At 70.1% G+C, this 24,046-nt stretch carries 19 protein-coding genes; 14 read left to right on the forward strand and 5 right to left on the reverse strand.

Annotated elements, in window-relative coordinates; all coding sequences use genetic code 11:
• The first annotated feature begins 65 nt into the window (after nucleotides 1–65).
• Nucleotides 66–752, forward strand: coding sequence for a response regulator transcription factor (locus ACZ7M7_RS21790; RefSeq protein ID WP_383604836.1), 687 nt, complete (start codon nucleotides 66–68; stop codon nucleotides 750–752).
• A gap of 9 nt (nucleotides 753–761) precedes the next feature.
• Nucleotides 762–2,156, forward strand: a complete 1,395-nt coding sequence (locus ACZ7M7_RS21795) for a sensor histidine kinase (RefSeq protein ID WP_383631231.1) — start codon at nucleotides 762–764, stop codon at nucleotides 2,154–2,156.
• 115 nt (nucleotides 2,157–2,271) lie between these two features.
• Here ACZ7M7_RS21795 and ACZ7M7_RS21800 read toward each other — a convergent pair whose 3' ends face one another.
• The gene (locus ACZ7M7_RS21800) at nucleotides 2,272–3,267 is read right to left on the reverse strand and encodes a TAXI family TRAP transporter solute-binding subunit (RefSeq protein WP_383604830.1); all 996 of its coding nucleotides are present in this window, start codon (nucleotides 3,265–3,267) and stop codon (nucleotides 2,272–2,274) included.
• A 211-nt stretch (nucleotides 3,268–3,478) separates the two neighbouring features.
• Between ACZ7M7_RS21800 and ACZ7M7_RS21805 the strand changes: the two genes are divergently transcribed.
• The 3 genes from ACZ7M7_RS21805 to ACZ7M7_RS21815 all read left to right on the forward strand — a co-directional run bounded on the left by ACZ7M7_RS21805 (nucleotide 3,479) and on the right by ACZ7M7_RS21815 (nucleotide 6,282).
• Nucleotides 3,479–3,883, forward strand: coding sequence for a pyrophosphohydrolase domain-containing protein (locus ACZ7M7_RS21805; RefSeq protein WP_472119365.1), 405 nt, complete (start codon nucleotides 3,479–3,481; stop codon nucleotides 3,881–3,883).
• Between the two features lie 87 nt (nucleotides 3,884–3,970).
• Nucleotides 3,971–5,488 (forward strand): tRNA (N6-isopentenyl adenosine(37)-C2)-methylthiotransferase MiaB, encoded by a 1,518-nt coding sequence (gene miaB, locus ACZ7M7_RS21810; RefSeq protein ID WP_451168453.1) that lies wholly within the window; start codon nucleotides 3,971–3,973, stop codon nucleotides 5,486–5,488.
• Nucleotides 5,489–5,568: 80 nt separating this feature from the next.
• Nucleotides 5,569–6,282 carry a class III extradiol dioxygenase subunit B-like domain-containing protein gene (locus tag ACZ7M7_RS21815; RefSeq protein WP_472119368.1) on the forward strand — a complete coding sequence of 238 codons (714 nt, stop codon included), beginning with the start codon at nucleotides 5,569–5,571 and terminating at the stop codon, nucleotides 6,280–6,282.
• 119 nt (nucleotides 6,283–6,401) lie between these two features.
• On the opposite strand, the gene ACZ7M7_RS21820 is transcribed toward ACZ7M7_RS21815, so the two are convergent.
• Together ACZ7M7_RS21820 and ACZ7M7_RS21825 are read right to left on the reverse strand one after the other, a co-directional pair.
• Entirely contained in the window at nucleotides 6,402–6,671 is a 270-nt protein-coding gene (locus tag ACZ7M7_RS21820; protein WP_383604821.1) for an antitoxin, read from the reverse strand.
• A 24-nt stretch (nucleotides 6,672–6,695) separates the two neighbouring features.
• Nucleotides 6,696–6,968, reverse strand: a complete 273-nt coding sequence (locus tag ACZ7M7_RS21825) for a hypothetical protein (protein WP_383604818.1) — start codon at nucleotides 6,966–6,968, stop codon at nucleotides 6,696–6,698.
• A gap of 182 nt (nucleotides 6,969–7,150) precedes the next feature.
• Here ACZ7M7_RS21825 and miaA point away from each other — a divergent pair, with 182 nt between their 5' ends.
• The 6 genes from miaA to hflX all read left to right on the forward strand — a co-directional run bounded on the left by miaA (nucleotide 7,151) and on the right by hflX (nucleotide 15,594).
• Nucleotides 7,151–8,089: a tRNA (adenosine(37)-N6)-dimethylallyltransferase MiaA gene (miaA, locus tag ACZ7M7_RS21830; RefSeq protein ID WP_472119371.1), complete on the forward strand. Its 939-nt coding sequence runs from the start codon at nucleotides 7,151–7,153 to the stop codon at nucleotides 8,087–8,089.
• 108 nt (nucleotides 8,090–8,197) lie between these two features.
• On the forward strand, nucleotides 8,198–8,701 hold the full coding sequence (locus ACZ7M7_RS21835) for a hypothetical protein (protein WP_383631376.1): 504 nt from the start codon (nucleotides 8,198–8,200) through the stop codon (nucleotides 8,699–8,701).
• 60 nt (nucleotides 8,702–8,761) lie between these two features.
• Nucleotides 8,762–9,631: a diaminopimelate epimerase gene (dapF, locus tag ACZ7M7_RS21840; RefSeq protein WP_472119374.1), complete on the forward strand. Its 870-nt coding sequence runs from the start codon at nucleotides 8,762–8,764 to the stop codon at nucleotides 9,629–9,631.
• A 299-nt stretch (nucleotides 9,632–9,930) separates the two neighbouring features.
• A complete protein-coding gene (locus ACZ7M7_RS21845) occupies nucleotides 9,931–12,114 on the forward strand; it encodes a RelA/SpoT family protein (RefSeq protein WP_451168445.1) in 2,184 nt (727 codons plus the stop codon).
• Between the two features lie 188 nt (nucleotides 12,115–12,302).
• Nucleotides 12,303–13,910: a M1 family metallopeptidase gene (locus tag ACZ7M7_RS21850; protein WP_472119378.1), complete on the forward strand. Its 1,608-nt coding sequence runs from the start codon at nucleotides 12,303–12,305 to the stop codon at nucleotides 13,908–13,910.
• A 190-nt stretch (nucleotides 13,911–14,100) separates the two neighbouring features.
• Nucleotides 14,101–15,594, forward strand: coding sequence for a GTPase HflX (gene hflX, locus ACZ7M7_RS21855; RefSeq protein WP_383604803.1), 1,494 nt, complete (start codon nucleotides 14,101–14,103; stop codon nucleotides 15,592–15,594).
• Nucleotides 15,595–15,715: 121 nt separating this feature from the next.
• Here hflX and ACZ7M7_RS21860 read toward each other — a convergent pair whose 3' ends face one another.
• Both ACZ7M7_RS21860 and ACZ7M7_RS21865 read right to left on the reverse strand, forming a co-directional pair.
• Nucleotides 15,716–16,930 (reverse strand): trypsin-like serine peptidase, encoded by a 1,215-nt coding sequence (locus ACZ7M7_RS21860; protein WP_472119381.1) that lies wholly within the window; start codon nucleotides 16,928–16,930, stop codon nucleotides 15,716–15,718.
• A gap of 231 nt (nucleotides 16,931–17,161) precedes the next feature.
• The gene (locus ACZ7M7_RS21865) at nucleotides 17,162–18,382 is read right to left on the reverse strand and encodes a trypsin-like serine peptidase (RefSeq protein ID WP_472119384.1); all 1,221 of its coding nucleotides are present in this window, start codon (nucleotides 18,380–18,382) and stop codon (nucleotides 17,162–17,164) included.
• 356 nt (nucleotides 18,383–18,738) lie between these two features.
• Between ACZ7M7_RS21865 and ACZ7M7_RS21870 the strand changes: the two genes are divergently transcribed.
• The 3 genes from ACZ7M7_RS21870 to ACZ7M7_RS21880 all read left to right on the forward strand — a co-directional run bounded on the left by ACZ7M7_RS21870 (nucleotide 18,739) and on the right by ACZ7M7_RS21880 (nucleotide 23,980).
• Nucleotides 18,739–20,475, forward strand: a complete 1,737-nt coding sequence (locus tag ACZ7M7_RS21870) for a diaminobutyrate--2-oxoglutarate transaminase family protein (RefSeq protein WP_472119386.1) — start codon at nucleotides 18,739–18,741, stop codon at nucleotides 20,473–20,475.
• 471 nt (nucleotides 20,476–20,946) lie between these two features.
• Entirely contained in the window at nucleotides 20,947–22,959 is a 2,013-nt protein-coding gene (locus ACZ7M7_RS21875) for an IucA/IucC family protein (RefSeq protein WP_472120242.1), read from the forward strand.
• Between the two features lie 196 nt (nucleotides 22,960–23,155).
• Nucleotides 23,156–23,980, forward strand: coding sequence for a GNAT family N-acetyltransferase (locus ACZ7M7_RS21880; protein ID WP_472119389.1), 825 nt, complete (start codon nucleotides 23,156–23,158; stop codon nucleotides 23,978–23,980).
• The last annotated feature ends 66 nt before the right edge of the window (nucleotides 23,981–24,046 follow it).

Genomic DNA, 24,046 nt, shown 5'->3' on the forward strand with positions numbered 1-24,046 from the left:
TCGCGCGCGTGCACGCACTGTGTACCTGTCCGAATCGTACGTCCGATGAACCGAAGGAGGCCGGGATGAGACTGCTCCTCGTCGAGGACGACAACCACGTCGCCGCCGCGCTGTCCGCGGTCCTGGCACGTCACGGTTTCGACGTCACTCACGCGCGTAGCGGCGAGGAGGCCCTCCAGGCGCTCGTCCCCGAGGGCAACGGCTTCAGCGTCGTCCTCCTCGACCTCGGCCTGCCCGACCAGGACGGTTACGAGGTCTGCGGCAAGATCCGCAAGCGCACCAGCACCCCGGTGATCATGGTCACCGCGCGTTCGGACGTCCGTTCGCGTATTCATGGCCTCAACCTCGGTGCCGACGACTATGTGGTGAAGCCGTACGACACCGGAGAGCTGCTCGCCCGGATCCACGCCGTCAGCCGGCGCAACGTTCAGGAGGACACCGGGACGGGCGGCGACGGCGTGCTGCGCCTGGGCGCCGTACACATCGAACTGCACACCCGCCAGGTGAGCGTCGACGGTTCGGTAATCCAACTGACCCGCAAGGAGTTCGATCTTCTCGCGCTGCTGGCCCAGCGCCCCGGCGTGGTCTTCCGGCGGGAGCAGATCATCAGCGAGGTGTGGCGCACGAGTTGGGAGGGGACCGGGCGCACTCTTGAGGTGCATGTGGCGTCCCTGCGCGCAAAGCTGCGCATGCCGGCGCTGATCGAGACCGTACGCGGCGTCGGCTACCGACTCGTCGCCCCGGCCTCGTAGCGGGCAAGGGTGCGCACTCGTCTTCTCCCGCTGCTCATCGTCCTGATGGCGGCCGTCCTGCTCGCCCTCGGCGTACCGCTCGCGATCAGCCTGGCCGCGGCCCAGCAGCAGAAGGTGGTCGTCGACCGCATCGACGACACCGCGTACTTCGCGGCCATCGCACGGCCCGCCGCCGACACCGCCACCTCCGGCTCCCGCGACGAGCTGCGCATCCTCAGCCGGGAACTCGAGAGCTACTACGAGGTCTACGGCATCCGGGCCGGCGTCTTTCTGCCCAACGACACGCCTCTGGCCAACGGGCCGACCACGTGGTTCCTGCCCGAGACCGGGGAGGAGCGCGACGCCTTCGAGGAGTCGCTGCTGAGCCGGCGCAGCCACGACCCCAAGCAGGTGTGGCCCTGGCAGCGCAACCGGCTCGTCATCGCCTCACCGGTCATCCGGGACGGTGACGTCGTCGCGGTCGTGGTCACGGACTCGCCCACCGGACAGATGCGTTCGCGGATCCTGCACGGCTGGCTGATCATCGGCGCGGGCCTCACGGCCGCGATGCTGGTGGCCGTCGGGGCAGCCCTCCGGCTGACCGGCTGGGTGCTCAAGCCGGTGCGTGTGCTGGACGTGACCACGCACGAGATCGCGAGCGGCCGCCTGAAGTCACGTGTCGCGGTCGCGAGCGGTCCGCCGGAACTTCGGCGGCTGGCCCGGTCGTTCAACGAGATGGCGGACAACGTCGAGGACGTGCTGGAGCAGCAGCGTGCCTTCGTCGCCGACGCCTCGCACCAGCTGCGCAACCCCCTCGCGGCGCTGCTGCTGCGCATCGAACTGCTCGCTTTCGAACTACCGGAGGGCAATGAGGAGATCGCTTCGGTGCAGGCCGAGGGCAAGCGCCTGGCACAGGTCCTGGACGACCTGCTCGACCTGGCCCTCGCCGAGCACACCGCCGCCGACCTCCGGCTGACCGACGTGGGCGCGCTGACCGCCGAGCGCGTCGCGGCCTGGGCGCCGACCGCCGAGGCCAAGGGCGTCCGGCTGGTGGGAACCTGCCCGCCCACCACCGCCTGGGCCGACCCGGTGGCGCTGTCCAGCGCTCTGGACGCGGTGATCGACAACGCGGTCAAGTTCACGCCCAAGGACCAGCGCGTCGAGGTGACCGTCACCTCCAACGGCGATACGTCCACCATCGAGGTCACCGACAACGGCCCCGGCCTCACCGACGAGGAACTCGCCCGCATCGGCGACCGCTTCTGGCGCAGCGGACGGCACCAGAACATCAAGGGCTCGGGCCTGGGCCTGTCGATCTCGCGGGCGCTGCTAGCGGCGGGCGGTGGCTCGATCTCGTACGGCCCTCATGAGCCGCACGGGCTGCGGGTGACGGTGGCGGTACCCAGGTCGGGGCCGACGCCTTAGCGGGGCTGACCTGGGCCTTAGCGGGGTCGGCGCCTTAGCCGGGCCGACCGGGCCCTTGGCGGGGCTGACCGGGTCCGGTCCGGCTCTTCGACCGTTCCTGCGCTTCGGCAGAGCCCTACGGCTTCACCGAGCGGTAGTAGTTCCGAGCCCCGGCGTGCAGAGTCAGGGGATTGGTGTAGATCGCCGTGCGCACGTCGACGAGTTGCGCGGAGTGGACGTGGGCGCCGATGCCGTCGCGACTCTTGATCACCGTCCGGGTCAGCCATTCGGTGAGCCGGGGATCCATGTCCTTGCGGGTGATCAACAGGTTGGAGACGGCGATCGTGGGCACCGTGTCGCCGTTCTGGATGGTGGGGTAGGCCGACTCCGGCATGTTGGTCGCCCGGTAGAAGTGGGCCGCGTCGCCCTGGGCGTGCACCTTCGCGACGAGGTCGGCGTCGATCGGCACGAACCGGAACGCGGAGGTCTCGGCGATCTGCTCCAGCCCGCCCGTGGGCACCCCGCCGGACCAGAAGAACGCGTCGAGCTCGTGCCCCAGCCGCTTGGGCCCGGTGTCGATGCCGTCCGACCTGGGCGTGATGTCCTTCGCCGGGTCGATGCCCGCTGCCTCCAGCACACGCGTGGCGATCAGCCGCACGCCGGAGTTCGGCAGCCCTATGGCCACCCGCTTGCCCTTGAGGTCGGCGACGGAGCGGATGTCCGAGTCCGGCGGGACGACGAGCTGTACGTAGTCGTCGTACAGGCGGGCGACGCCGCGCAGCCGGTCCATGACGGGCTTCCCGTCGATCCGGTATGTGTCCACCGCGTCGGCGGCGGCGATCGTGAAGTCGGCCTTGCCGGTCGCCACACGCTCGACGTTCTCCTGGGAACCGGCGCTGGTCAGCAGCCGCACCTGCAGCTGCGGCATGTCCTTGGCGAGCTCCTCGCGCAGCAGCTCGCCGTACTCCTGGTACACCCCCGCGCGCGTGCCCGTACTGAAAGTGATCGTCCCGCTCGGCGACTCCTCGCCGAGGGGCAACAGCCACCACAGCAGCAACCCGAGGGTCACGAGCCCGGCCGCCGCGCCCTGCAGGGCCCGGCGCCTGCTGATGCGGGTGAGTGCCTTGGACATGTCGGCGATCCTGCCAGCAGGAACGCGGTGCTGACCAGGGCAGGGGTCACAGGCGGACGGTCCGCAGGGGGCGGGGACGGCAGGCGACCGGCAGCGATCGGCCTCCGGCACCGGCCCGCGTCAGCCCGTCAGCGGCGGTCGCATCCGCGGCCAGGACGGTCCGGTCCGGCCGTCGGACCCGACTGTCAGACCCCGCCGATAAAGTCGCCGCATGAGCTCCTCTCCCGCCAACCTGGTCCGTGAATTCCACCTTGCCTTCGGTCTCGACGCCCGCAGTACACCGACCGAGGTCTCCCCGGAACTCGCGGCCCATCGTGGGGAACTGCTCGCCGAGGAGGCCGCGGAGGTCGCCGAGGTGGCCGTCACCGGTCCACTCGACAAGCTCGCGCACGAGCTGGCCGACGTGGTCTACGTCGCGTACGGCACGGCCCTGGTCCACGGCATCGACCTCGACGCCGTACTGGCCGAGATCCACCGGTCCAACATGACCAAACTGGGCCCCGACGGCCGGGTCGCCCGCCGGGCCGACGGGAAGGTCCTCAAGGGCGAGCACTACGAGGTGCCGGACGTGTCGAGCGTGCTGCGCCGCCAGGGGTGGGGCGGCGACGGGGCCTGACCGGCCCGGCGAGGGACGCTCGGGCGCTCGGGGGGTGGCCGTCTCGGGCCGGGGCAACGGGCTTTCACGACCGCATACCCTTGTCCCATGAGCAGCAGCGACCGGAGCCAGGCAGTGGGCGTGAAGACATACGAGGTGCGTACCTACGGGTGCCAGATGAACGTCCACGATTCCGAGCGATTGTCCGGGCTGCTCGAAGACGCCGGTTACGTACGCGCGCCCGAGGGCTCGGACGGTGACGCGGACGTAGTGGTCTTCAATACCTGCGCGGTCCGTGAGAACGCCGACAACAAGCTGTACGGCAACCTCGGCCACCTCGCGCCGATGAAGACCAAGCGGCCCGGGATGCAGATCGCGGTCGGCGGCTGCCTCGCACAGAAGGACCGCGACACCATCGTGAAGCGGGCGCCCTGGGTGGACGTCGTCTTCGGCACGCACAACATCGGCAAGCTGCCCGTCCTGCTGGAACGCGCGCGCGTGCAGGAGGAGGCGCAGGTCGAGATCGCCGAGTCGCTGGAGGCGTTCCCGTCGACGCTGCCGACCCGGCGCGAGAGCGCCTACGCGGCCTGGGTGTCGATCTCCGTCGGCTGCAACAACACCTGCACCTTCTGCATCGTCCCGGCCCTGCGCGGCAAGGAGAAGGACCGCCGCACCGGCGACATCCTCGCCGAGATCGAGGCCCTGGTCGCCGAGGGCGTCAGCGAGATCACGCTGCTCGGCCAGAACGTCAACGCCTACGGCTCCGACATCGGCGACCGCGAGGCGTTCAGCAAGCTGCTGCGGGCCTGCGGAAAGATCGAGGGCCTGGAGCGCGTCCGCTTCACTTCGCCGCACCCGCGCGACTTCACCGACGACGTCATCGCCGCCATGGCCGAGACGCCGAACGTGATGCCGCAGCTGCACATGCCGCTCCAGTCCGGCTCGGACACGGTCCTGAAGGCGATGCGCCGCTCCTACCGCCAGGAGCGCTACCTGGGGATCATCGAGAAGGTCCGCGCCGCCATCCCGCACGCCGCGATCACGACCGACATCATCGTGGGCTTCCCCGGCGAGACGGAGGAGGACTTCGAGCAGACGCTGCACGTGGTCCGCGAGGCCCGCTTCGCGCAGGCGTTCACCTTCCAGTACTCCAAGCGCCCCGGCACCCCCGCGGCCACCATGGACAACCAGATCCCCAAGGCGGTCGTCCAGGCGCGCTACGAGCGTCTCGTGGCCCTTCAGGAGGAGATCTCCTGGGAGGAGAACAAGAAGCAGGTCGGCCGCACCTTCGAGCTGATGGTCGCCGAGGGCGAGGGCCGCAAGGACGGCGCCACCCACCGCCTTTCCGGGCGTGCCCCCGACAACCGCCTGGTCCACTTCACCAAGCCGGAGCAGGAGGTCCGCCCCGGCGACGTGGTGACCGTCGAGATCACGTACGCCGCTCCGCACCACCTCCTCGCCGAGGGAGCCGTCCTGGACGTGCGCCGCACGCGCGCGGGTGACGCCTGGGAGAAGCGCAACGCCGCCGAGGCCGCCAAGCCCGCGGGCGTGATGCTCGGCCTCCCGAAGATCGGCGTCCCGGCTCCACTGCCGGTGGCGACGGGGAGCGGCTGCGGCTGCGACTGAGGCGCTCACGGTCCTCGGCCCGGTCGGCGTGCTCATCGAGGAGTGACACCCGGCCGACCCGCGGGGTTACCCTGCCGATCATGCTTGTCGCTGCCGCAGTCTGCCCCAGCCCGCCTCTCCTCGTCCCGCAGGTCGCCGCGGGCGCCGCACCCGAGCTGGACGCCGCGCGGGCGGCGTGCACGGACGCGCTCGGCGTCCTCGCAGCCGCCCGGCCCGACCTTCTCGTGGTCGTCGGACCCGCCGATGAGAGGGGGCACGGGACGTACGCGGAAGGTACGCCTGGCTCGTTCCGGGGCTTCGGCGTGGACGTCGACGTACGACTGGGGGCGCAGGCGGCGCAGGAGCCGCGGCGTGCGCTGCCGACCTCGCTCTCCGTCGCGGCGTGGCTGCTGGAGCGGACCACCTGGTCGGACGCACCGATCGAGGGACTCGGCGTGGGGGAACCTCTCGAGGCCGAGCGGTGTATTGATATCGGAAGGGACATCGCCGCTCGAGCCGACCGGGTGGCGCTGCTCGTGATGGGCGACGCCAGTGCCTGCCGCACGCTCAAGGCTCCCGGCTACCTCGATGAGCGGGCGGCCCCGTTCGACGCGTCCGTCGCGCGTGCCCTCGGCGAGGCGGACGTGGCCGCCCTCAAGGAGCTGGACACCGAGCTTGCGCGCGAGCTGAAGGCCTCGGGCCGAGCCTCCTGGCAGGTCCTCGCGGGCGCTGCCGAGGAGGCGGGACTTGGGGGCGCCTTGCTGTACGAGGACGCGCCGTACGGCGTGGGGTACTTGGTCGCAACCTGGTCGTAGCCGACGCCGACCTGGTCGCAGCGCACGTCGGCGCCGCTCGCAGGAACACACCGGCGCCGTCCGGAAACGGCGGACGGCCGGGAGCGGTCAAGCTCCGCGGCCGTCCGGCGATGTGCCGTTCAGGTGGTCGGCGGGGGTGCGTCCGGCGGCGGTGTGCTGCTGCCGGTCGCCGTGTCGTCGTCCTTGTGCGCGAGTCGGCCCATGGCACCCTTGGCCTTGCCCGTGCCCGTGTGGATCTTGTCGCTGTACTTGCCCTTGGTCCGCTGGTCGACGGCCTTAGCGGCCTTGTCGAGGCCGTGATGGACCTGCTCCTCGTGCCGCTGCGCGAAGTCGGAGACTTTGTCCTTGGCCGGGGCGAGTTTGGCTTTCAAATTGTGCATCAGACCCATGCTTCACCTTCCCGCGCGGGGCAGTTACGTGCGGGCGCCCTCGCCGGCCTCACTGTCGGCCGCCTCGTCGGCGGACTGCTGCTTCGGAATCTCGACGCCGTCGTCGGTGTCGGCGTCGGCCTCGACGGCCTCCGCCGCCGTCGAGGCCGCGTCCTCGGCCTTGGTTTCGGCCGGCTCCTTCGCCTCCGCCGCCTCTTCCACCGCCGACTCGGCCGTTGGTGTGTCGGCCTGAGCCTCGGCGGTTGACGCCTCGTCCGTGGCCTTCGACCTCCGGAAAAGTCGTGCGAAAACGCCCATATCCACTCCATACGTTACTCGTGCGGGCGAAATCCCGCGTCGTCCGGTGCGTCCGTTTGCGCCCCCGGGCCGCCGCCTCCTCGAAACCGGCGGCGAAAACCTCGCAACAGGCAACGACCCCGCGCGTGGGCCGTCACGTAACTCGTTCGAGGCCACCCCGTGAGGTTTGCGAGACTGGGGCGGTGAGTAGCGCACCCCTCGCCCCCCGTGTCATCGCCGTAGTCGGACCCACCGCGGCCGGAAAGTCCGATCTGGGCGTCTTTCTCGCCCAGCAGCTCGGGGGTGAGGTCGTCAATGCCGACTCCATGCAGCTCTACCGGGGGATGGACATCGGCACCGCCAAGCTGACGCCCGAGGAGCGCGCGGGCGTGCCGCACCACCTCCTGGACATCTGGGACGTCACCGTCACGGCGTCCGTCGCCGAGTACCAGCGGCTCGCGCGGGAGCGGATCGACGCACTGCTCGCCGAGGGGTGCTGGCCGGTCCTGGTCGGCGGCTCGGGGCTGTACGTCCGTGGTGCCGTCGACAACCTGGAGTTCCCCGGCACCGACCCCGAGGTCAGGGCCCGGCTCGAGGAGGAGCTCGCGCTGCGCGGACCCGGCGCGCTGCACGCCCGCCTCGCCGCCGCCGACCCCGAGGCCGGCCACGCGATCCTGCCCAGCAACGGCCGCCGTATCGTCCGGGCTCTCGAGGTGATCGAGATCACCGGCCAGCCCTTCACGGCCAACCTCCCCGGCCATGACTCGATCTACGACACGGTCCAGATCGGCGTCGACGTGGCCCGACCCGAGCTGGACGAGCGCATCGCGCGCCGGGTCGACCGGATGTGGGACGCCGGGCTCGTGGACGAGGTCCGCGAGCTGGAGGCGCAGGGGTTGCGCGAGGGGCGTACGGCTTCGCGCGCGCTCGGCTACCAGCAGGTCCTCGCGGCGCTCGCCGGGGAGTGCACGCTGGAAGAAGCGCGGAACGAGACCGTACGTGCCACCAAGCGCTTCGCGCGCCGCCAGGATTCATGGTTCAGGCGCGACCCGCGGGTGCACTGGCTGAGTGGGGCTGCGGCAGACCTCACAGAGCTTCCGCATCTCGCACTGGCGTTGGTCGAACGACCGGTTACAGCCTGATCACGTGATGGCATCGGGACGCTCCGGCCGTCATCCCGGCCTCCGGCGCCGTGCCATCATCGAGCTTCGATCGACCAAGTGAAGTCCGAGTTGGGAGGGCGCGTGGCGATGGAGGCCGGCCCTCGCGACACCGCACAAGGCACCGAGAACGTCACCGCCGACCGGGACGAACCGGAGCGGGACGGCGACCGCCTGAGCCCGGACCTGGACGACGAGCCTGAGGGCGGCGTCACCGACGACGGTCCCGAGCCCGAGGAGATGTACGCCGGCGGCCCGGAGGTCGAGGTCGAGCTGCGCCCGCAGCGCCGACTGCGGATCTGGCAGCTCGCGCCCATCGTGTCCCTGGCCGCGGTCGGCTCCCTGATGTTCGCGTTCCCACTGGCCTTCGACTTCGGCGACAGCGGGGCCGTGATCGCCATGCTGGGGCTCCTGATCTGCTCCTGTGCGGCCGGCTGGGGCATGATGGCCGCCCGCCGCGTCGGCTACACCTGGCCGGGACTGCCGCAGCGGGGCTCCGGGCGCAGACCTGACTGGCGGTTCGTGATCGCGTATGCGCTGGTCGTCGCCGCAATCGTCGTTCTGGCTGTGTGGCGAGTGGCTCGTCTGCGCTGACGCAGTCGCCGGACAGGCTCACTTTTCGGCTCTGTCATAGCGGCACCGTACGATCGAGGAATGAGCACGCGGATCGCCTTCCTCAAGGGTCACGGCACCGAGAACGACTTCGTGATCGTCCCGGACCCCGAGAACGCCGTCGACCTGCCCCCGACCGCCGTCGCCGCCCTGTGCGACCGCCGCGCGGGCATCGGTGGTGACGGACTGCTGCACGTCGTGCGGTCCGCGGCGCACCCCGAGGCCAAGGACATGGCGGCCGAGGCCGAGTGGTTCATGGACTACCGCAACGGCGACGGCTCGATCGCGGAGATGTGCGGCAACGGCGTGCGCGTCTTCGCGCGCTACCTCCAGCGCGCCGGACACGTCACCGAGGGGGACCTCGCGGTCGCCACCCGTGGGGGCGTGAAGACCGTGCACATCGCCAAGGACGGTGACGTGACGGTCGGCATGGGCAAGGCGCTGCTCCCCGAAGGCGACGTCACGGTCAGCGTCGGTGAGCGCAGCTGGCCCGCGCGGAACGTGAACATGGGCAACCCGCACGCGGTCGCTTTCGTGGACGACCTCGCGCAGGCCGGCGACCTGTTCTCCCCGCCGCCGTTCAGCCCGGCCTCGGCCTACCCGGACGGCGTCAACGTCGAGTTCGTCGTCGACCGGGCGCCCCGGCACGTCGCGCTGCGCGTGCACGAGCGCGGTGCCGGCGAGACCCGGTCGTGCGGCACGGGCGCGTGCGCCGTCGCCGTGGCCGCAGCGCGTCGTGACGGGGCCGACCCGGCGGTCAGCGGCGCCCCCGTGACGTACACCGTCGATGTGCCCGGCGGCACCCTGGTGATCACCGAGCGACCCGATGGCGAGATCGAGATGACCGGCCCCGCGGTGATTGTGGCCGAAGGTGAGATCGACGCGGAGTGGCTGGAAACATTCGCTCGTTGAGCGGCTCCTGACTCGGCATCAGAGCCGCACCGGCGGGCCGTGGCCCGAGATTACGGGCGCGGGGATCCCGGGTGTGTTCGAGATCACGAACGGCAGCTGGCCGTATGGCGCAAAAACGTAAACCCATCAACCCTCGCTCGAATGGGTGATCCGTTTCACGCTCGGCGAGAGGCGGTCAGTCGCACGTGATGGGCTCGGTAGCATCAAGCACCGGCCCGGACGGGGGAGATGTCGTCGTCCCCTGAGCCGTGTCCGCCATGGGGCACCCCGTTCGCCGGTCCACGCAGCCGGAGGTGCCCATGAGTGCGGAGGCCACGAATCCCGCGACGCCAGGCCCGGTAGCAGGCCCTGTGGCGCCTGCCGTGCCACGCAGGAAGGCCCGCGCACGCATCGACCTGCGCCGCCTCGGCCGGGCTGCGCTGCTCGGCCCCGCCTCACGCGGCCGGCTGCCCGACGCGATCGGGCATGTCGTCGACGCCCACCGGGCCCACCACCCCGAGGCCGACCTCGAACCCCTGCGCCGCGCCTATGTGCTGGCGGAGTCCTCGCACCGCGGGCAGATGCGCAAGAGCGGCGAGCCGTACATCACGCACCCGCTCGCGGTGACCCTGATCCTCGCCGAACTCGGCGCCGAGACCACGACCTTGACGGCGTCCCTGCTCCACGACACCGTCGAGGACACCGACGTGACGCTCGATCAGGTCGGCGAGCAGTTCGGCGCGGAGGTCCGCTTCCTCGTCGACGGCGTGACCAAGCTGGAGAAGGTCGACTACGGCGCCGCCGCCGAGCCTGAGACCTTCCGCAAGATGCTCGTCGCGACCGGCAACGACGTCCGCGTGATGTCGATCAAACTCGCCGACCGGCTGCACAACATGCGCACCCTCGGAGTGATGCGCCCCGAGAAACAGGCCCGCATCGCCAAGGTGACCCGAGACGTCCTCATCCCGCTCGCCGAGCGGCTCGGCGTCCAGGCGCTCAAGACGGAACTGGAAGACCTGGTCTTCGCGATCCTGCACCCCGAGGAGTACGAGCACACACGGGAGTTGATCGTCGGCAACGTTGCGCGCGCCGACGATCCGCTCGCGGAGATGGCCGACGAGATGCGCAAGGTCCTGCGCGAAGCCGACATCCAGGCAGAAGTCCTCATCAGGCCACGGCACTTCGTCTCCGTGCACCGGGTGTCCCGCAAGCGCGGCCGGCTGCGCGGCTCCGACTTCGGGCGGCTGCTGGTCCTGGTGAACGAGGACGCGGACTGTTACGGCGTCCTCGGTGAGCTGCACACCTGTATGACACCGGTCGTCTCGGAGTTCAAGGACTTCATCGCCGTCCCCAAGTTCAACCTGTACCAGTCGCTGCACACGGCCGTCGCCCGCGCGGACGGCCAGGTCGCCGAAGTCCTCATCCGGACCCACCAGATGCACAAGGTCGCCGAGGCCGGTGTCGTGGCGCTCGGCAATCCCTACGCTCACCCTTCGGAGGAGCAGGCCGCGTCGAGTGACGGCGAGCGCGCCGACCCCACGCGCCCTGGCTGGCTGTCCCGCCTCCTCGACTGGCAGGAGGCCGCCCCCGACCCGGACACCTTCTGGTCCACGCTGCGCGAGGACCTCGCCCAGGACCGTGAGATCACCGTTTTCCGGCCCGACGGCGGCGCCCTCGGCCTGCCCGAGGGCGCGACCTGTGTGGACGCCGCGTACGCCCAGTACGGCGAGGACGCGCACGCGTGCATCGGTGCCCGCGTCAACGGCCGTCTGGCGACCCTCAGCACAGTGCTGCGGGACGGTGACACCGTCCAGCTCCTCATGGGCCAGGATCCGGCCTCGGAGCCCTCCAGGGAGTGGCTGGACCACGCCCACACGGCCGCGGCGCGGATCGCCATCCAGCGGTGGCTGGCCACCCATCCCCAGCAGGGTGAGGCCGCCGAGGAGTCTGTGACGCAGTTCCGGTCCTCGGTCGAGGAATCGGGGAGCCCGTCGGTCGACGCGGACGGTCCGGCCGTACGCCTGGCCGCCGAGGGGCCGCTCGGGCGACCCGCCGCCAGCGTCCTCGTAGACCGGCCCGGCGCGACCGTACGCCTCGCCGGCTGCTGCACGCCCGTACCGCCCGACGAGGTCACCGGGTTCTCCGTGCGCGGGGGAGTGGTGACGGTTCATCGTGTCGAGTGCGCCGCGGTGGCACGCATGAAGAGTGCCGGGCGCGCGGAGGTCGACGTGCGCTGGGGTGACACCACCGAGTGCCGGGTCACCCTGGTCGCCGAATCGTTCGTTCGCCCGCACCTCCTGGCGGACCTCACCGAAGCCATGGCCCTGGAGGGTGCGGAGATCGTCTCGGCGACCGTCGAACCCCCGACCCAGCAGCGCGTACGCCACACGTACACGGTCCAACTGCCGGACGCGGCGCTGCTGCCGGGACTCATGCGGGCGATGCGGAACGTGGCGGGTGTGTACGACGTGACGAGGGCGCAGCCGCAGACGCAAGGGGCGTGAGGGGCGCGCGGGGGTGCGCCAAGGGGCCGTGGATGTCGGGTTTCACGCCGGGGCGTCCCTCGGGCAGTCGTTCACCCGCGGTCCTCGTGGCAATTCCCCAAAGGCTTGCACCCGCTTGACATACCCGTTCGAGTGGGCCGGTCGCGCGGCGTCAACGCCGCGCACGCGCGCGCTGATAGCCGTGGTGCATGCTGCTCACCCCCCGCACCGAGGCTCAGCGACCAGTTCCTGGCGCTCCTCGCACCCGTCCCGGATCCCCGAGGCGGCGCAAGGCGCTGGCGCTGTTCGCCGCAACCGCCTCCTTCGGTCTCCTCGCCGCCAGCGCCCCCGTCACACCCTTGGGCATTGGCGACCGGCTCTTCCCGAATCTGGGCAACCCCGGCTACGACGTGGCGTCGTACGACCTGTCCTTCCGCTACTCCGGCTCCAACGACAAGCCCCTCCAGGCCGTCACCACGATCGACGCGTGGACGACCAAGGACCTGGACCGCGTCAACCTGGACTTCGCCCACGGAAAGGTCGAGTCCGTCGAGGTCGACGGGGAGCCGGCGACGTTCCGCAGCGCCGGTGAGGATCTCGTCGTCACGCCCGAGGAGCCCTTGTCCGACGGCAGCTGGACGCAGATCACCGTGCGGCACACCAGCGATCCCGTGTACGCGAAGGGCCGGGACGGCGGGTGGGTGCAGACCTCGGACGGCCTCGCGATGGCCAACCAGGCCGATGCCGCCCACGTCGTGTTCCCGTGCAACGACCACCCGTCCGACAAGGCCATGTTCACCATCCGGGTCACCGCGCCCAAGGGCTACACCGCCGTCGCCAACGGCCTGCCGACCGGCGTGGACCGCGCGGGCAGCGCGACGACCTGGACGTACCGCACCCGGCACCCCATGGCCACCGAGCTCGCCCAGGTGTCCATCGGCCGCTCCACGGTGGTGCACCGCACCGGCCCGCACGGGCTGCCCCTACGGGACGTCGTGCCCACCAAGGACCGCAGGCAGCTCGAACCGTGGCTGAAGAAGACCCCCGGCCAGATCTCCTGGATGGAGAGCAAGATCGGGCGGTACCCCCTCGAGACGTACGGCCTGCTCATGGCGGACGCCGCCACCGGCTTCGAACTCGAGACCCAGACGCTCTCCCTCTTCGAGAGGGACCTCTTCACCGAGGCCGCCTACCCGAAGTGGTACATCGAGTCGATCATGGTGCATGAGCTGGCGCACCAGTGGTTCGGCGACAGCGTCAGCCCGCGCACCTGGTCCGACCTGTGGCTCAGCGAAGGGCACGCCACTTGGTACGAGGCTCTGTACGCGGCGGAGAAGGCGGGCAGGCCGATGGAGGCACGGATGAAGGCCGCCTACGCCGCGTCCGACCGCTGGCGTACGGCCGGCGGACCGCCCGCGGCACCCAAGGCGGCAGCCGCCGGCAAGAAGAACGGCATCTTCCGGCCGAACGTCTATGACGGCGCGGCCCTGGTCCTGTACGCCCTCCGCCAGGAGATCGGCGCCCCGGCCTTCGAGCGCCTGGAGCGCGCGTGGGTGAAGCGCCACAAGGACCGTTCCGCCACGACCGCGGACTTCGTCGCGCTCGCGGAGGACATCTCCGGACACCAGCTCGACGGCTTCATGCACTCCTGGCTGTACGGCAAGAAGACCCCGCCGATGCCCGAGCAGCCGGAGTGGAAGTCCGCGGACCCCGAGAAGGCGGCGAAGAAGGCGGCCTCCTCCGGGAAGGCGGCCAAGAAGACCAGCGCCGGGAATGCGGCCAAGAAGGCAGGCCCCAAGAAGGCGGCCGACAAATAAGGCGGTGACGAGACGTGCCGTGCCGTGCGACCATTTTCCGGTCGGCACGGCACGGCACACGGGAATCTCCCGAGGCGCTCGTGCGTTGTGAGCAGTGACGGAAAGTTTTCGGGTGTCACGGACTCGTTCCGGGAAGCCACTGTCACTGCCACCGTCGCCGCATGCGGATTCCCATCGACGTAAGGACCCAATGACCTCCTCTTCTTCCCCTTCCCAGGACACGCAGCGCGCCGCGCACACTTATCCCGAAGGTCTTCGGGCCGATGCCCTGATGGAAGAGGACGTCGCCTGGAGCCACGAGATCGACGGAGAGCGGGACGGCGAACAGTTCGACCGCTCCGACCGCGCGGCCCTACGCCGTGTGGCGGGCCTCTCCACCGAGCTCGAGGACGTCACCGAGGTCGAGTACCGCCAGCTCCGCCTGGAGCGGGTTGTGCTCGTCGGTGTCTGGACCACGGGGACCGTGCAGGACGCGGACAACTCCCTCGCGGAGCTCGCCGCCCTCGCGGAGACCGCGGGCGCGCTGGTGCTCGACGGCGTGATCCAGCGCCGTGACAAGCCCGACGCGGCCACCTACATCGGCTCCGGCAAGGCCGAGGAGCTGCGGGACATCGTGCTGGACACCGGTGCCGACACCGTCATCTGCGACGGTGAGCTCAGCCCGGGCCAGCTCATCCACCTCGAAGACGTCGTCAAGGTCAAGGTCATCGACCGTACGGCCCTGATCCTCGACATCTTCGCCCAGCACGCCAAGTCCCGAGAGGGCAAGGCGCAGGTCGCGCTCGCGCAGATGCAGTACATGCTGCCGAGGCTGCGCGGCTGGGGTCAGTCGCTGTCCCGTCAGATGGGTGGCGGCAAGGGCGGCGGACTCGCCACCCGTGGTCCCGGTGAGACCAAGATCGAGACGGACCGGCGACGGATCCGCGAGAAGATGGCGAAGATGCGCCGTGAGATCGCGGAGATGAAGACCGGCCGCGACATCCAGCGCCAGGTCCGCCGGCGCAACAAGGTGCCGTCGGTCGCCATCGCGGGCTACACCAACGCGGGCAAGTCCTCGCTGCTCAACCGCCTCACGGGCGCGGGCGTGCTGGTCGAGAACGCCCTGTTCGCGACCCTCGACCCGACCGTGCGCCGGGCCGAGACCCCGGGCGGACGGCTGTACACGCTGGCCGACACCGTCGGCTTCGTACGACACCTGCCGCACCACCTGGTCGAGGCGTTCCGCTCCACGATGGAGGAGGTCGGTGATTCCGACCTGATCCTGCACGTGGTGGACGGTTCGCACCCGAACCCGGAGGAGCAGCTGGCCGCCGTGCGCGAGGTGATCAGGGACGTCGGCGCCACCGGCGTACCGGAGATCGTCGTGATCAACAAGGCGGACGCGGCCGACCCGCTGACGCTGCAGCGGCTGCTGCGGATCGAGACGCGTTCGATCGCGGTCTCGGCCCGCACCGGCCAGGGCATCGACGAGCTGCTCGCGCTGATCGACAACGAGCTGCCCCGCCCGTCCGTCGAGATCGAGGCACTCGTGCCGTATACGCACGGCAAGCTGGTCGCCCGCGCCCACACCGAGGGCGAGGTGATCTCCGAGGAGCACACCCCGGAGGGCACGCTTCTCAAGGCGCGGGTGCACGAGGAGCTGGCGGCGGATCTCGCGCCGTACGTTCCGGCGCCGACCGCTTGAGCCGTCGTAAGACGACCGCCGCAGCCGCTGTGGAGCAGCGGCTCCGGTCAACCTGGCAATGCCGAAGGCCCGCTCCCCTGTTGCAGGGGCGCGGGCCTTCGGTCGTGTCCGTACCTGCGCGTCACCGACCGCCGTACGTCCTGCTCATGTGCTGGTACACCGCCTCGGCGCCGGCGCCCAGCTGCGGGCCCGCGAGCCAGGTGTTGTCCTCGGGGCCGATCGAGGTGTTGGACACCAGCTTGGTCTCGCCGTTCACGACACGGATCCAGCCGCCCCCCGACGAACCGCCGGTCATGGTGCAGCCGATGCGGTACATCGTCGGCAGCGCCGGGCTGAGCGAGAACCGGCCGGGCTGGTCGAGACACTTGAACATCTGCAGACCGTTGTACGGAGGCGCCGCCGGGTAGCCCCAGGCGCCCATCGTGCCGGCCTCGGTCGCCGCCGGGGCCGAGAAGTCCACGTCGAGTGCGGCGCCGACCGTCTCCTCGAGCGACTTGGAGCCCTGCTCCGGCTTCACATGCAGCACCGAGTAGTCGTACGCGGCACCCGCGCCGCCCGTCTCCGAACCGCCCTGGATCCACTCGTTCGAGGTCGAGACCCAGTCGGCCCACCAGTTGCCGTACGGGGCGACCTCCGCAGGCGTGGCATTGCCGAGCTGCGCCTCGGACTTGCCGAGGTCGTTGTAGGACGGGACGAAGACGATGTTGCGGTACCAGCCGCCGTTGCCACCGGCGTGCACGCAGTGTCCGGCCGTCCAGACCAGGTTGGATTTGCCGGGGTGGTTGACGTCCTTGACGACCGTGCCGGAGCAGACGGCAGGGCCGTCGGGGGAGTCGAAGAAGACCTTGCCGACCGGGGCCGCGTTGTCGTGGTACGGCGTCTTCTCGGCCGACGCCTGGACGGGCGCCGGCTCCGGGTCGCTCACGCCCTGGTCGGCCGAGGTGTCCTGAGTGGTGACCGTCTTGTTGGCCTCCTTCGCGGACTGCATCCGCTCAGGCTTCCAGAGACCCTCGATCACCGGGTTGACGAAGTCCTTGGCCTCGCTGAGCCACTTGTCCTTGTCCCAGTCCCTCCAGCCGCCGCTGGTCCACTTGTCGACATCGATGCCGTGCTTCTCGAGCTTGTCCGCGATATCGGCCGGGATCTGGATCTTGCCGTCACTGTCGCCGAGGCCGGCGGCCTGGGACGCGGCAGCATCGGCCTGGTCCCTCGCCGCGTCCTCCGCCGAGCCGTCACAAGCGGTCGCAGTGAGCGCCAGGACGGCCACGAAGCCGGTGGCGGCCAGGACGGAGCGCCGTCCTCTGCGTGGAGCCGTGGACGTATGTGTGGAACGCATGGTGCGGTAACCCCCGTTAAACGTGCCGTGCAGTGCTGTGCCGTGATTGCTTGATGTGTCAGGTGCGGGTCACGAGGGGCCGTGCACGCTCTCGTGCGAACCCTCGGACACGACACCCCACTATGCCCGTGGAGTTGAGGGCGAACGGCGGTGAGGCGGTGAAGGTTTCTTCCCACCGCCCCACCGCCGTCGGAGCCTACGGTGCAGTCACTGCCCGACCTCTGGCCGGCATCACTGACCGGTGAACTTGTCGCTCACCCTGTCGAAGATGTCCTTGGCCTCCTTGCCCAGCCGCGGACCCGCCAGCCAGCCCGAATCCACCGGGCCGATGGAGGTGTTGGACACGAGCGCCGGCTTCCCGTCCGAGCCCGTCGCGACCCAGCCGCCACCGGACGAACCGCCGGTCATCGTGCAGCCGATGCGGTACATCGTCGGGTCCGACGCACGGAGCGACAGCCGACCCGGCTTGTCCTGGCACTGGTACAGCTTCTCGCCGTCGAACGGCGCAGCGGCCGGATAGCCGATCGCCTTGATGCTGTCCACCTTGGGGACGGCCGGAGCGTTGAAGTCCACCGGCAGGGCCGACCCGACCGTCTCCTCCAGAGACTTGCCGTTGCTGCCCTCCTCCGGCTTCACATGCAGCACCGCGAAGTCGTACGAGGCACCGTCCCCGCCCGTCGCACCGCCCTGCGCGATCCACTGGTCCGAGGTCTGTGCCCAGTCGGCCCACCAGACTCCGAACGGAGCGACCTGCTTCCGCGTTGCGCCCTTGCGCTCCGTGGCCGACATGTCGTCGTTGTTGTACGACGGCACGAACGCGATGTTGCGGTACCAGCCGCCGCTCTTACCCGCGTGCACGCAATGGCCGGCCGTCCACACCATGTTGGACTTGCCGGGGTTGGCCGGGTCCTGCACGACCGTCGCGGAGCAGACCATCGTGCCCTCGGGGGAGTCGAAGAACACCTTGCCCGCCTCGGGCGCGTTGGCGTGGTAGGCGGGCGGCACGGCCTGAGCGTCCACAGGCTCCGGCGTCGGGTCGGTCACACCCTGGTCACCGGAAAGGTCACTCTCGTCGACGCCCCGGTCCGGGTCCTGGGCGTCCCGCATACGGTCCGGGTCCCACAAGCCTTCGATGATCGGGTTGATGTAGTCCTGGGCCTCGCGGAGCCAGTCGTCCCGGTCCCACTTCTTCCAGGCGCCGTCCTTCCACTTGTCGATGTCGATCCCGTGCTCTTTGAGCTTGTCCTTGATGTCGTCCGGGATCGTGATCTCGCCTTCGCCCCCGGCAGCGGCGGACGCGGTGGCGTCGCCGCCCGCCTCGGCGTCGCCCGAGTCGCAGGCCGTGACGGTGAGGGCCAGCGCAGCGGCGAGCGCGACTATGGGCAGCGGGGAGGTTCTGCGGCGCGTGCTCCTCCCTCGGCGAGCGGTGAACGACGGCCGTATCGATCGCATGATCTGACTCCCCCTGGGGTGACGGTACTTGGCGCCCCGGCCGTGAACTTCCGCTGATCATTCGCTGGTCCGGCGTGATGTCACGGCGCGTTGGGACGGCACCACACACTATGCGCTCGCTGTGGGGGACTTCCGACGGAACGGCAACGGTTCCGTCACGGCAAGGATCTTGAAGCAACCCGTAACCCGGGGAACGGTCCGCGGTTGGTAGCCGTGGGGGGACCTGCTGTCTGTGTGGCGGTCCCCTGTGCCCAGTTCCCCGGAGTTTCGAGTAGACGCTCGCGGGGCTTCGTATGTCGGGTCGGGCGAGGATGCGACACACCTGCTCGCCCTGGACAGCGGGAGGACAGGGAGCCATGGCCGTGACCGAATCTGTGCGCGAGGGTACGTCCGACTCGGCGGGGGCATCCGCCGTGCACGAGGGGATCCTGCGGCGACAGTCGGCGCGCGAGTCGTCGGCGCGCACCTACGCTCGCGCCTTGCCGATCGTGCCGGTGCGGGCGCGCGGGCTGACCATCGAGGGGGCGGACGGCCGCCGTTACCTGGACTGCCTCTCCGGCGCCGGGACGCTGGCGCTCGGACACAACCACCCGGTGGTCCTGGAAGCCATCCGCAAGGTCCTGGACTCGGGGGCACCACTGCACGTCCTCGACCTGGCCACGCCCGTCAAGGACGCCTTCATCACCGAGTTGTTCCGAACCCTGCCGCCCGGTCTCGCCGACCACGCGCGCGTGCAGTTCTGCGGACCGGCCGGGACCGATGCGGTGGAGGCTGCCTTCAAGCTCGTCCGGGCCGCGACCGGACGGACCGGGATGCTCGCGTTCAGTGGTGCCTACCACGGCATGACCGCCGGAGCGCTCGAAGCATCCGGGGGCGCCTTCGACGTACGGGTCGCGCGCCTGCCGTATCCCCAGGACTACCGCTGCCCGTTCGGTGTCGGCGGCGAACACGGGGCTGAACTCGCCGCCCGCTGGACCGAGTCCGTCCTCGACGACCCGAAGTCGGGCGTGCCGCGCCCTGCCGGGATGATCCTCGAACCGGTCCAGGGCGAGGGCGGAGTGATCCCCGCCCCTGACGGGTGGCTGCGGCGCATGAGGCAGATCACCGCCGACCGTTCCATCCCGCTGATCGCCGACGAGGTCCAGACGGGTGTCGGCCGCACTGGTTCCTTCTGGGCCGTGGAGCACAGCGGCGTCACCCCCGACGTCATGGTCCTCTCCAAGGCCATCGGCGGCAGCCTGCCCCTGGCCGTCATCGTCTACCGCGACGAACTCGACGCCTGGCAACCCGGTGCTCACGCCGGCACGTTCCGCGGCAACCAGCTCGCCATGGCCGCCGGCACAGCGACACTCGCCTACGTCCGCGAGAACCGCCTCGCCGAGCGTGCTGCCGAACTGGGCTCGCGGATGCTGCAGCAACTCCAACGACTTGCCGCGGAGTTCGCTTGCATCGGGGATGTGCGGGGGCGGGGGCTGATGATCGGGGTCGAGGTGGTGGAGCCACAGGGCGAATCTCCGGTGGACGAGGGGCGGTCGGCGATCCTGGCTGCGGTTGAGGGGGGTGGCGTGACCGGGCGTGAGCCAGGGGGCCTGGCTGCTCTCGAAGGACGCGGGGGCGGTGTCGGCCAGGCGGAGTGGAGTGCTTCGGTTCAAGCGGGTGCGCGGAATGATCTCGGCTGGGCTGGTGGTGGGGCAGGCGGTCTCGCGGGCCTCGGCCCTGCCCGGAGCGCGGGTGGCTCCCAGGAGGGTGTTGCCCTCGGCAGCGAAGGAGCAAGGGCAGGGGTACTCCGGGACGCGGACCACCAACCGCGTCCCGCCGCCCCCGAACTCGCCGCCGCCATCCAACAGGAGTGCCTGCGCCGTGGCCTGATCGTCGAACTCGGCGGCCGCCACTCCAGCGTCGTACGGCTCCTGCCGCCCCTGACCATCAGCGACGAGCAGGCCGCCGCTGTGCTGGACCGGTTGGCCGACGCGGTGGAGGCGGTGTCCCGCGGTCGCGCCGGTCGTACCGGCCGCAGTGGTTCCACCGGTCACGCCGGTCACACCGGCCGGGATCGGGCGCATCAGCCGCCCCGGTCGCCGGCAGCACGGTGACCGGGGCGACCGCGCCGGGTAGCGCGGCAGGGGGTGTGCGCACGGCGGCTTCTTCCATGCCCCGTGCCCTCGCCCGGTGACCCTCGACCGACCCACTCCCGAGCGACCCGGCACTTCTTGTCGGAACCTCGCCGCCACCTGACACACCCCTCCAACGGCACCCTTTGGAAACGCGGCCCTTCCAGGCCACGCCCACCCTCACTGCAAGAACACGGCCGTCGCCGCACAGCCGGAACCACTTCAAGAGGACCAGCCTTGACCACCACCCCCGCATCCGACGGCCGCACCGATACCGGCCAGCGAGGCTCCTCCGACCCACCCCTCTCCCCGCAAGTGCCGCCCGCGTCGCACGTGGGAGACGCCTGGCAGGAAGGCGTCGCACCACAGGAACGCGTGCCGACACAGGGAGTTCGCGGGGGGCGCGTACCGCCGCGTGCGCCGACGCAGGGAGGGGCTGCGGACGCCGATTGGCTGCAGGGCGACGACACCCCTGACCTTCTTGAGTATCCCGACCCACACATCGCAGCCCAGGCCGCCGCCGTGGAGAACCTGCTCCGCTGCTGGGTGCGCGAGACTAATCTCCCGGCACCCGACACGGGGGTCCTCCGGATTCCCTTGCCTGCCACTGGCACAGCTCTGCTGGTCCCCGTCGGCTACTGGTCCCCTACGGGGTTGCACCGCTTCGGCTTCCCGCACCTGGCAGACGCGCCCGCCCCTAAGCCACCGACGGATGCGGTCACCCTCGCCGCGCTGCTTGCCAGGGAGACGCTCGGGGGAGGGAGCCCTGCGGCCATGCCTTCCGGCGCCGGCGTGGCACCGCCTTTCACCGCGCCCTTGGCCTCTGCCGCAGCCCTGACCTCCGCCCCACCCTTTGCCTCTGCTCCACCTCTGGTCACTGCCGCGCCTTCGACCTCCGTCGTATTCCCGACCTCCTCCGTACCGCCGACCGACCCCGCATCCGAGCCCCCTGTCTCTCCAACCCCCACAGCCCTGACCGGCCCCGCGATTTCAGCCGCGACTGACCTCGGTGCCCGTGTCGCCGACTCTGTCCGGCGAACCGTCACCTTCATCAGTGAGCGTCGCGAAAATCCCGCCGACACCCCCGACCTGTTTCTCGCGGCCGAACAGGCCCTCCTGCTCGGACACCCTCTCCACCCGACGCCCAAGAGCCGCGAGGGCCTCTCCGAGACTGAAGCGCAGCGGTACTCGCCCGAGTTGCGCGGCTCCTTTCCTTTGCACTGGCTCGCTGTCGCTCCCTCCCTGCTGGCCGCCGACTCGGCCTGGACCGAACGCGGCCGTGTTGTCCCCGCCGCCCAGCTCACCTCCCGACTTGCCGGCTCTGAGCTGTCGTTGCCCGACGGCTACGCGGCCCTGCCCCTGCACCCTTGGCAGCTGCGCGAGGTCCGCCACCGCTCCGAGACCGCGGCGCTGCTCGATGCCGGGCTGCTCCAGGAGCTCGGCATCCGCGGCGCGCCGTGGCACCCCACCTCCTCCGTAAGAACCGTCTATAGGTCCGGTGCCCCCGCGATGCTCAAGCTGTCGCTGGGCCTGCGGATCACCAACTCCCGCCGTGAGAACCTCCGCAAGGAACTGCACCGCGGTGTCGAGGTCCACCGACTTCTACGCAGCGGTCTCGCCACTCATTGGCGAACCGAGCACCCAGGCTTTGACATCGTTCGCGACCCGGCATGGCTCGCTGTCGATGGACCGGACGGCGTCCCAGTGGCCGGTCTCGACGTGATGATCCGGCACAACCCGTTCCGGCCTTCCGATGACGTGTCCTGCGTAGCCGGACTCGTTTCGCCCCGCCCGTGCGCAGAACCCCGCACCGCCACAGTCCGACCCCGGTCGGGCGCGGAGCCGCTGTGGTCCCGTGTGGCCGAGCTGGTCACGCGTCTCGCCGTTCGAACAGGCCGCCCTCGTGAGGCCGTTGCCGCCGAGTGGTTCCTGCGCTACCTCGAGCAGACCGTCCGCCCGGTGCTGTGGCTGGACTCGGAGGCCGGAGTGGCCCTGGAAGCACACCAGCAGAACACCCTGCTCGTACTGGACGCTGAAGGCTGGCCTTCGGGCGGCCGGTACCGCGACAACCAGGGTTACTACTTCCGCGAGTCCCGGCGCGCGGAACTCGACGCCCGGTTGCCCGGCATCGGTGAGCACAGCGACACCTTCGTCTCGGACGAAGTCACCGACGAGCGTTTCGCGTATTACCTCGCGATCAACAACGTCTTCGGCCTCATCGGAGCATTCGGCTCCCAGCGTCTCGCCGACGAGCGACTGCTGCTCGCTGCCTTCCGCCGCTTCCTCGGCGAAGTGGTATCCGGTCCCAGCCGGCTCCGCACCGCACTACCTGCTCATCTGCTCGACTCACCGGTTCTGCGTTGCAAGGCCAACCTGCTGACCCGGCTGCATGGCCTAGATGAACTCGTCGGCCCGGTCGATACACAGTCCGTCTACGTCTCCATCGCCAACCCCTTGCATTCCTGACCATTCGTCTTGCCCTTGACCACTCACCCCGTCGCTGGCCCCTCGCCACACCGCACTTCTGAGCCAGGCCTCACCTCCGATCACGGTCCCCCTCCATCGCTCGGCTTCTGTACTCCCGACATCGCCTCCGGCTGTCACCAACACCTTTCATCCCTGAGGAACATGTCCCACCCCACCTCCTGAGAGGAGAGTCGCCGTGCCTCCCACCGACGCGAGTGCCGACGCCGGCACTGCCCCCGTCAGCGACCTCGGTACCGCCATGAGCCTGGGTGCTCGTGATGGCCGTATCGCCCAGGCGGGCTTGAGCGCAGACAGTGAGGACACGCTGGACATGCGCCTGCCCGACGAGATCGTCGCTCTCTTCGTGGAGGAGCCCGGTGCCGCCGGGGAGCAGAGCTCAGGCCCAGACTGGGTCCCATTCGCCTCGGATCCAGATCTCCCGGACGCCGACGATCTGCTTGACCACGTTGCCGAGTGGGGGCCGATCAGCACATCTGCAGGAGTGCTTCACCTGGTCCCTGTGCGGATCGAACGAGACCTTCCGATCATCGACCGGTGGATGAACGACCCCGCCATCGCCACGTTCTGGGGGCTGGCCGGGCCTCAGAACGCGACCGAGGAGCACCTGCGGGCCCATCTCTCCGGTGACGGACGCAGTGTTCCGTGCTTGGGCCTGCTTGGCGGCACCCCGATCAGCTATTGGGAGCTCTACCGAGCGGACCTCGACCCGCTCGCCCGGTATTACCCGGCCCGACCCCAAGACACCGGCCTCCATCTCCTTATCGGTGCCGTGGGCGACCGCGGGCGAGGACTCGGGGGCACTCTCCTCCGAGCCGTCGCCGACCTGGTCCTCGACAAGCGGCACGCCTGCGCTCGCATCGTCGCCGAACCCGACATTCGCAACACCCCTTCCGTTGCAGCCTTCCTGAGCGCCGGTTTTCGGTTCTCCGCCGAGATCGAACTGCCCGCCAAGCGGGCTGCCCTCATGGTGAGAGACCGGAGCCTGCGCCATATGCTGTGACGCCGTGTAGCAGCGCCATCACAACTGGTACACCGCTCGGGTCGATCTGGTTCCCACACTGCTCTG

The sequence above is a fragment of the Streptomyces sp. NPDC111606 genome (genome assembly GCF_055656945.1).

Coding starts and splice junctions, on each gene's coding strand:
- ACZ7M7_RS21790 (WP_383604836.1), top strand. CDS start 66: ATGAGACTGCTCCTCGTCGAGGACGACAACCACGTCGCCGCCGCGCTG.
- ACZ7M7_RS21800 (WP_383604830.1), bottom strand. CDS start 3,267: ATGTCCAAGGCACTCACCCGCATCAGCAGGCGCCGGGCCCTGCAGGGC.
- ACZ7M7_RS21805 (WP_472119365.1), top strand. CDS start 3,479: ATGAGCTCCTCTCCCGCCAACCTGGTCCGTGAATTCCACCTTGCCTTC.
- miaB (WP_451168453.1), top strand. CDS start 3,971: ATGAGCAGCAGCGACCGGAGCCAGGCAGTGGGCGTGAAGACATACGAG.
- ACZ7M7_RS21815 (WP_472119368.1), top strand. CDS start 5,569: ATGCTTGTCGCTGCCGCAGTCTGCCCCAGCCCGCCTCTCCTCGTCCCG.
- ACZ7M7_RS21820 (WP_383604821.1), bottom strand. CDS start 6,671: ATGGGTCTGATGCACAATTTGAAAGCCAAACTCGCCCCGGCCAAGGAC.
- ACZ7M7_RS21825 (WP_383604818.1), bottom strand. CDS start 6,968: ATGGGCGTTTTCGCACGACTTTTCCGGAGGTCGAAGGCCACGGACGAG.
- ACZ7M7_RS21835 (WP_383631376.1), top strand. CDS start 8,198: ATGGAGGCCGGCCCTCGCGACACCGCACAAGGCACCGAGAACGTCACC.
- dapF (WP_472119374.1), top strand. CDS start 8,762: ATGAGCACGCGGATCGCCTTCCTCAAGGGTCACGGCACCGAGAACGAC.
- ACZ7M7_RS21845 (WP_451168445.1), top strand. CDS start 9,931: ATGAGTGCGGAGGCCACGAATCCCGCGACGCCAGGCCCGGTAGCAGGC.
- ACZ7M7_RS21850 (WP_472119378.1), top strand. CDS start 12,303: ATGCTGCTCACCCCCCGCACCGAGGCTCAGCGACCAGTTCCTGGCGCT.
- hflX (WP_383604803.1), top strand. CDS start 14,101: ATGACCTCCTCTTCTTCCCCTTCCCAGGACACGCAGCGCGCCGCGCAC.
- ACZ7M7_RS21860 (WP_472119381.1), bottom strand. CDS start 16,930: ATGCGTTCCACACATACGTCCACGGCTCCACGCAGAGGACGGCGCTCC.
- ACZ7M7_RS21865 (WP_472119384.1), bottom strand. CDS start 18,382: ATGCGATCGATACGGCCGTCGTTCACCGCTCGCCGAGGGAGGAGCACG.
- ACZ7M7_RS21870 (WP_472119386.1), top strand. CDS start 18,739: ATGGCCGTGACCGAATCTGTGCGCGAGGGTACGTCCGACTCGGCGGGG.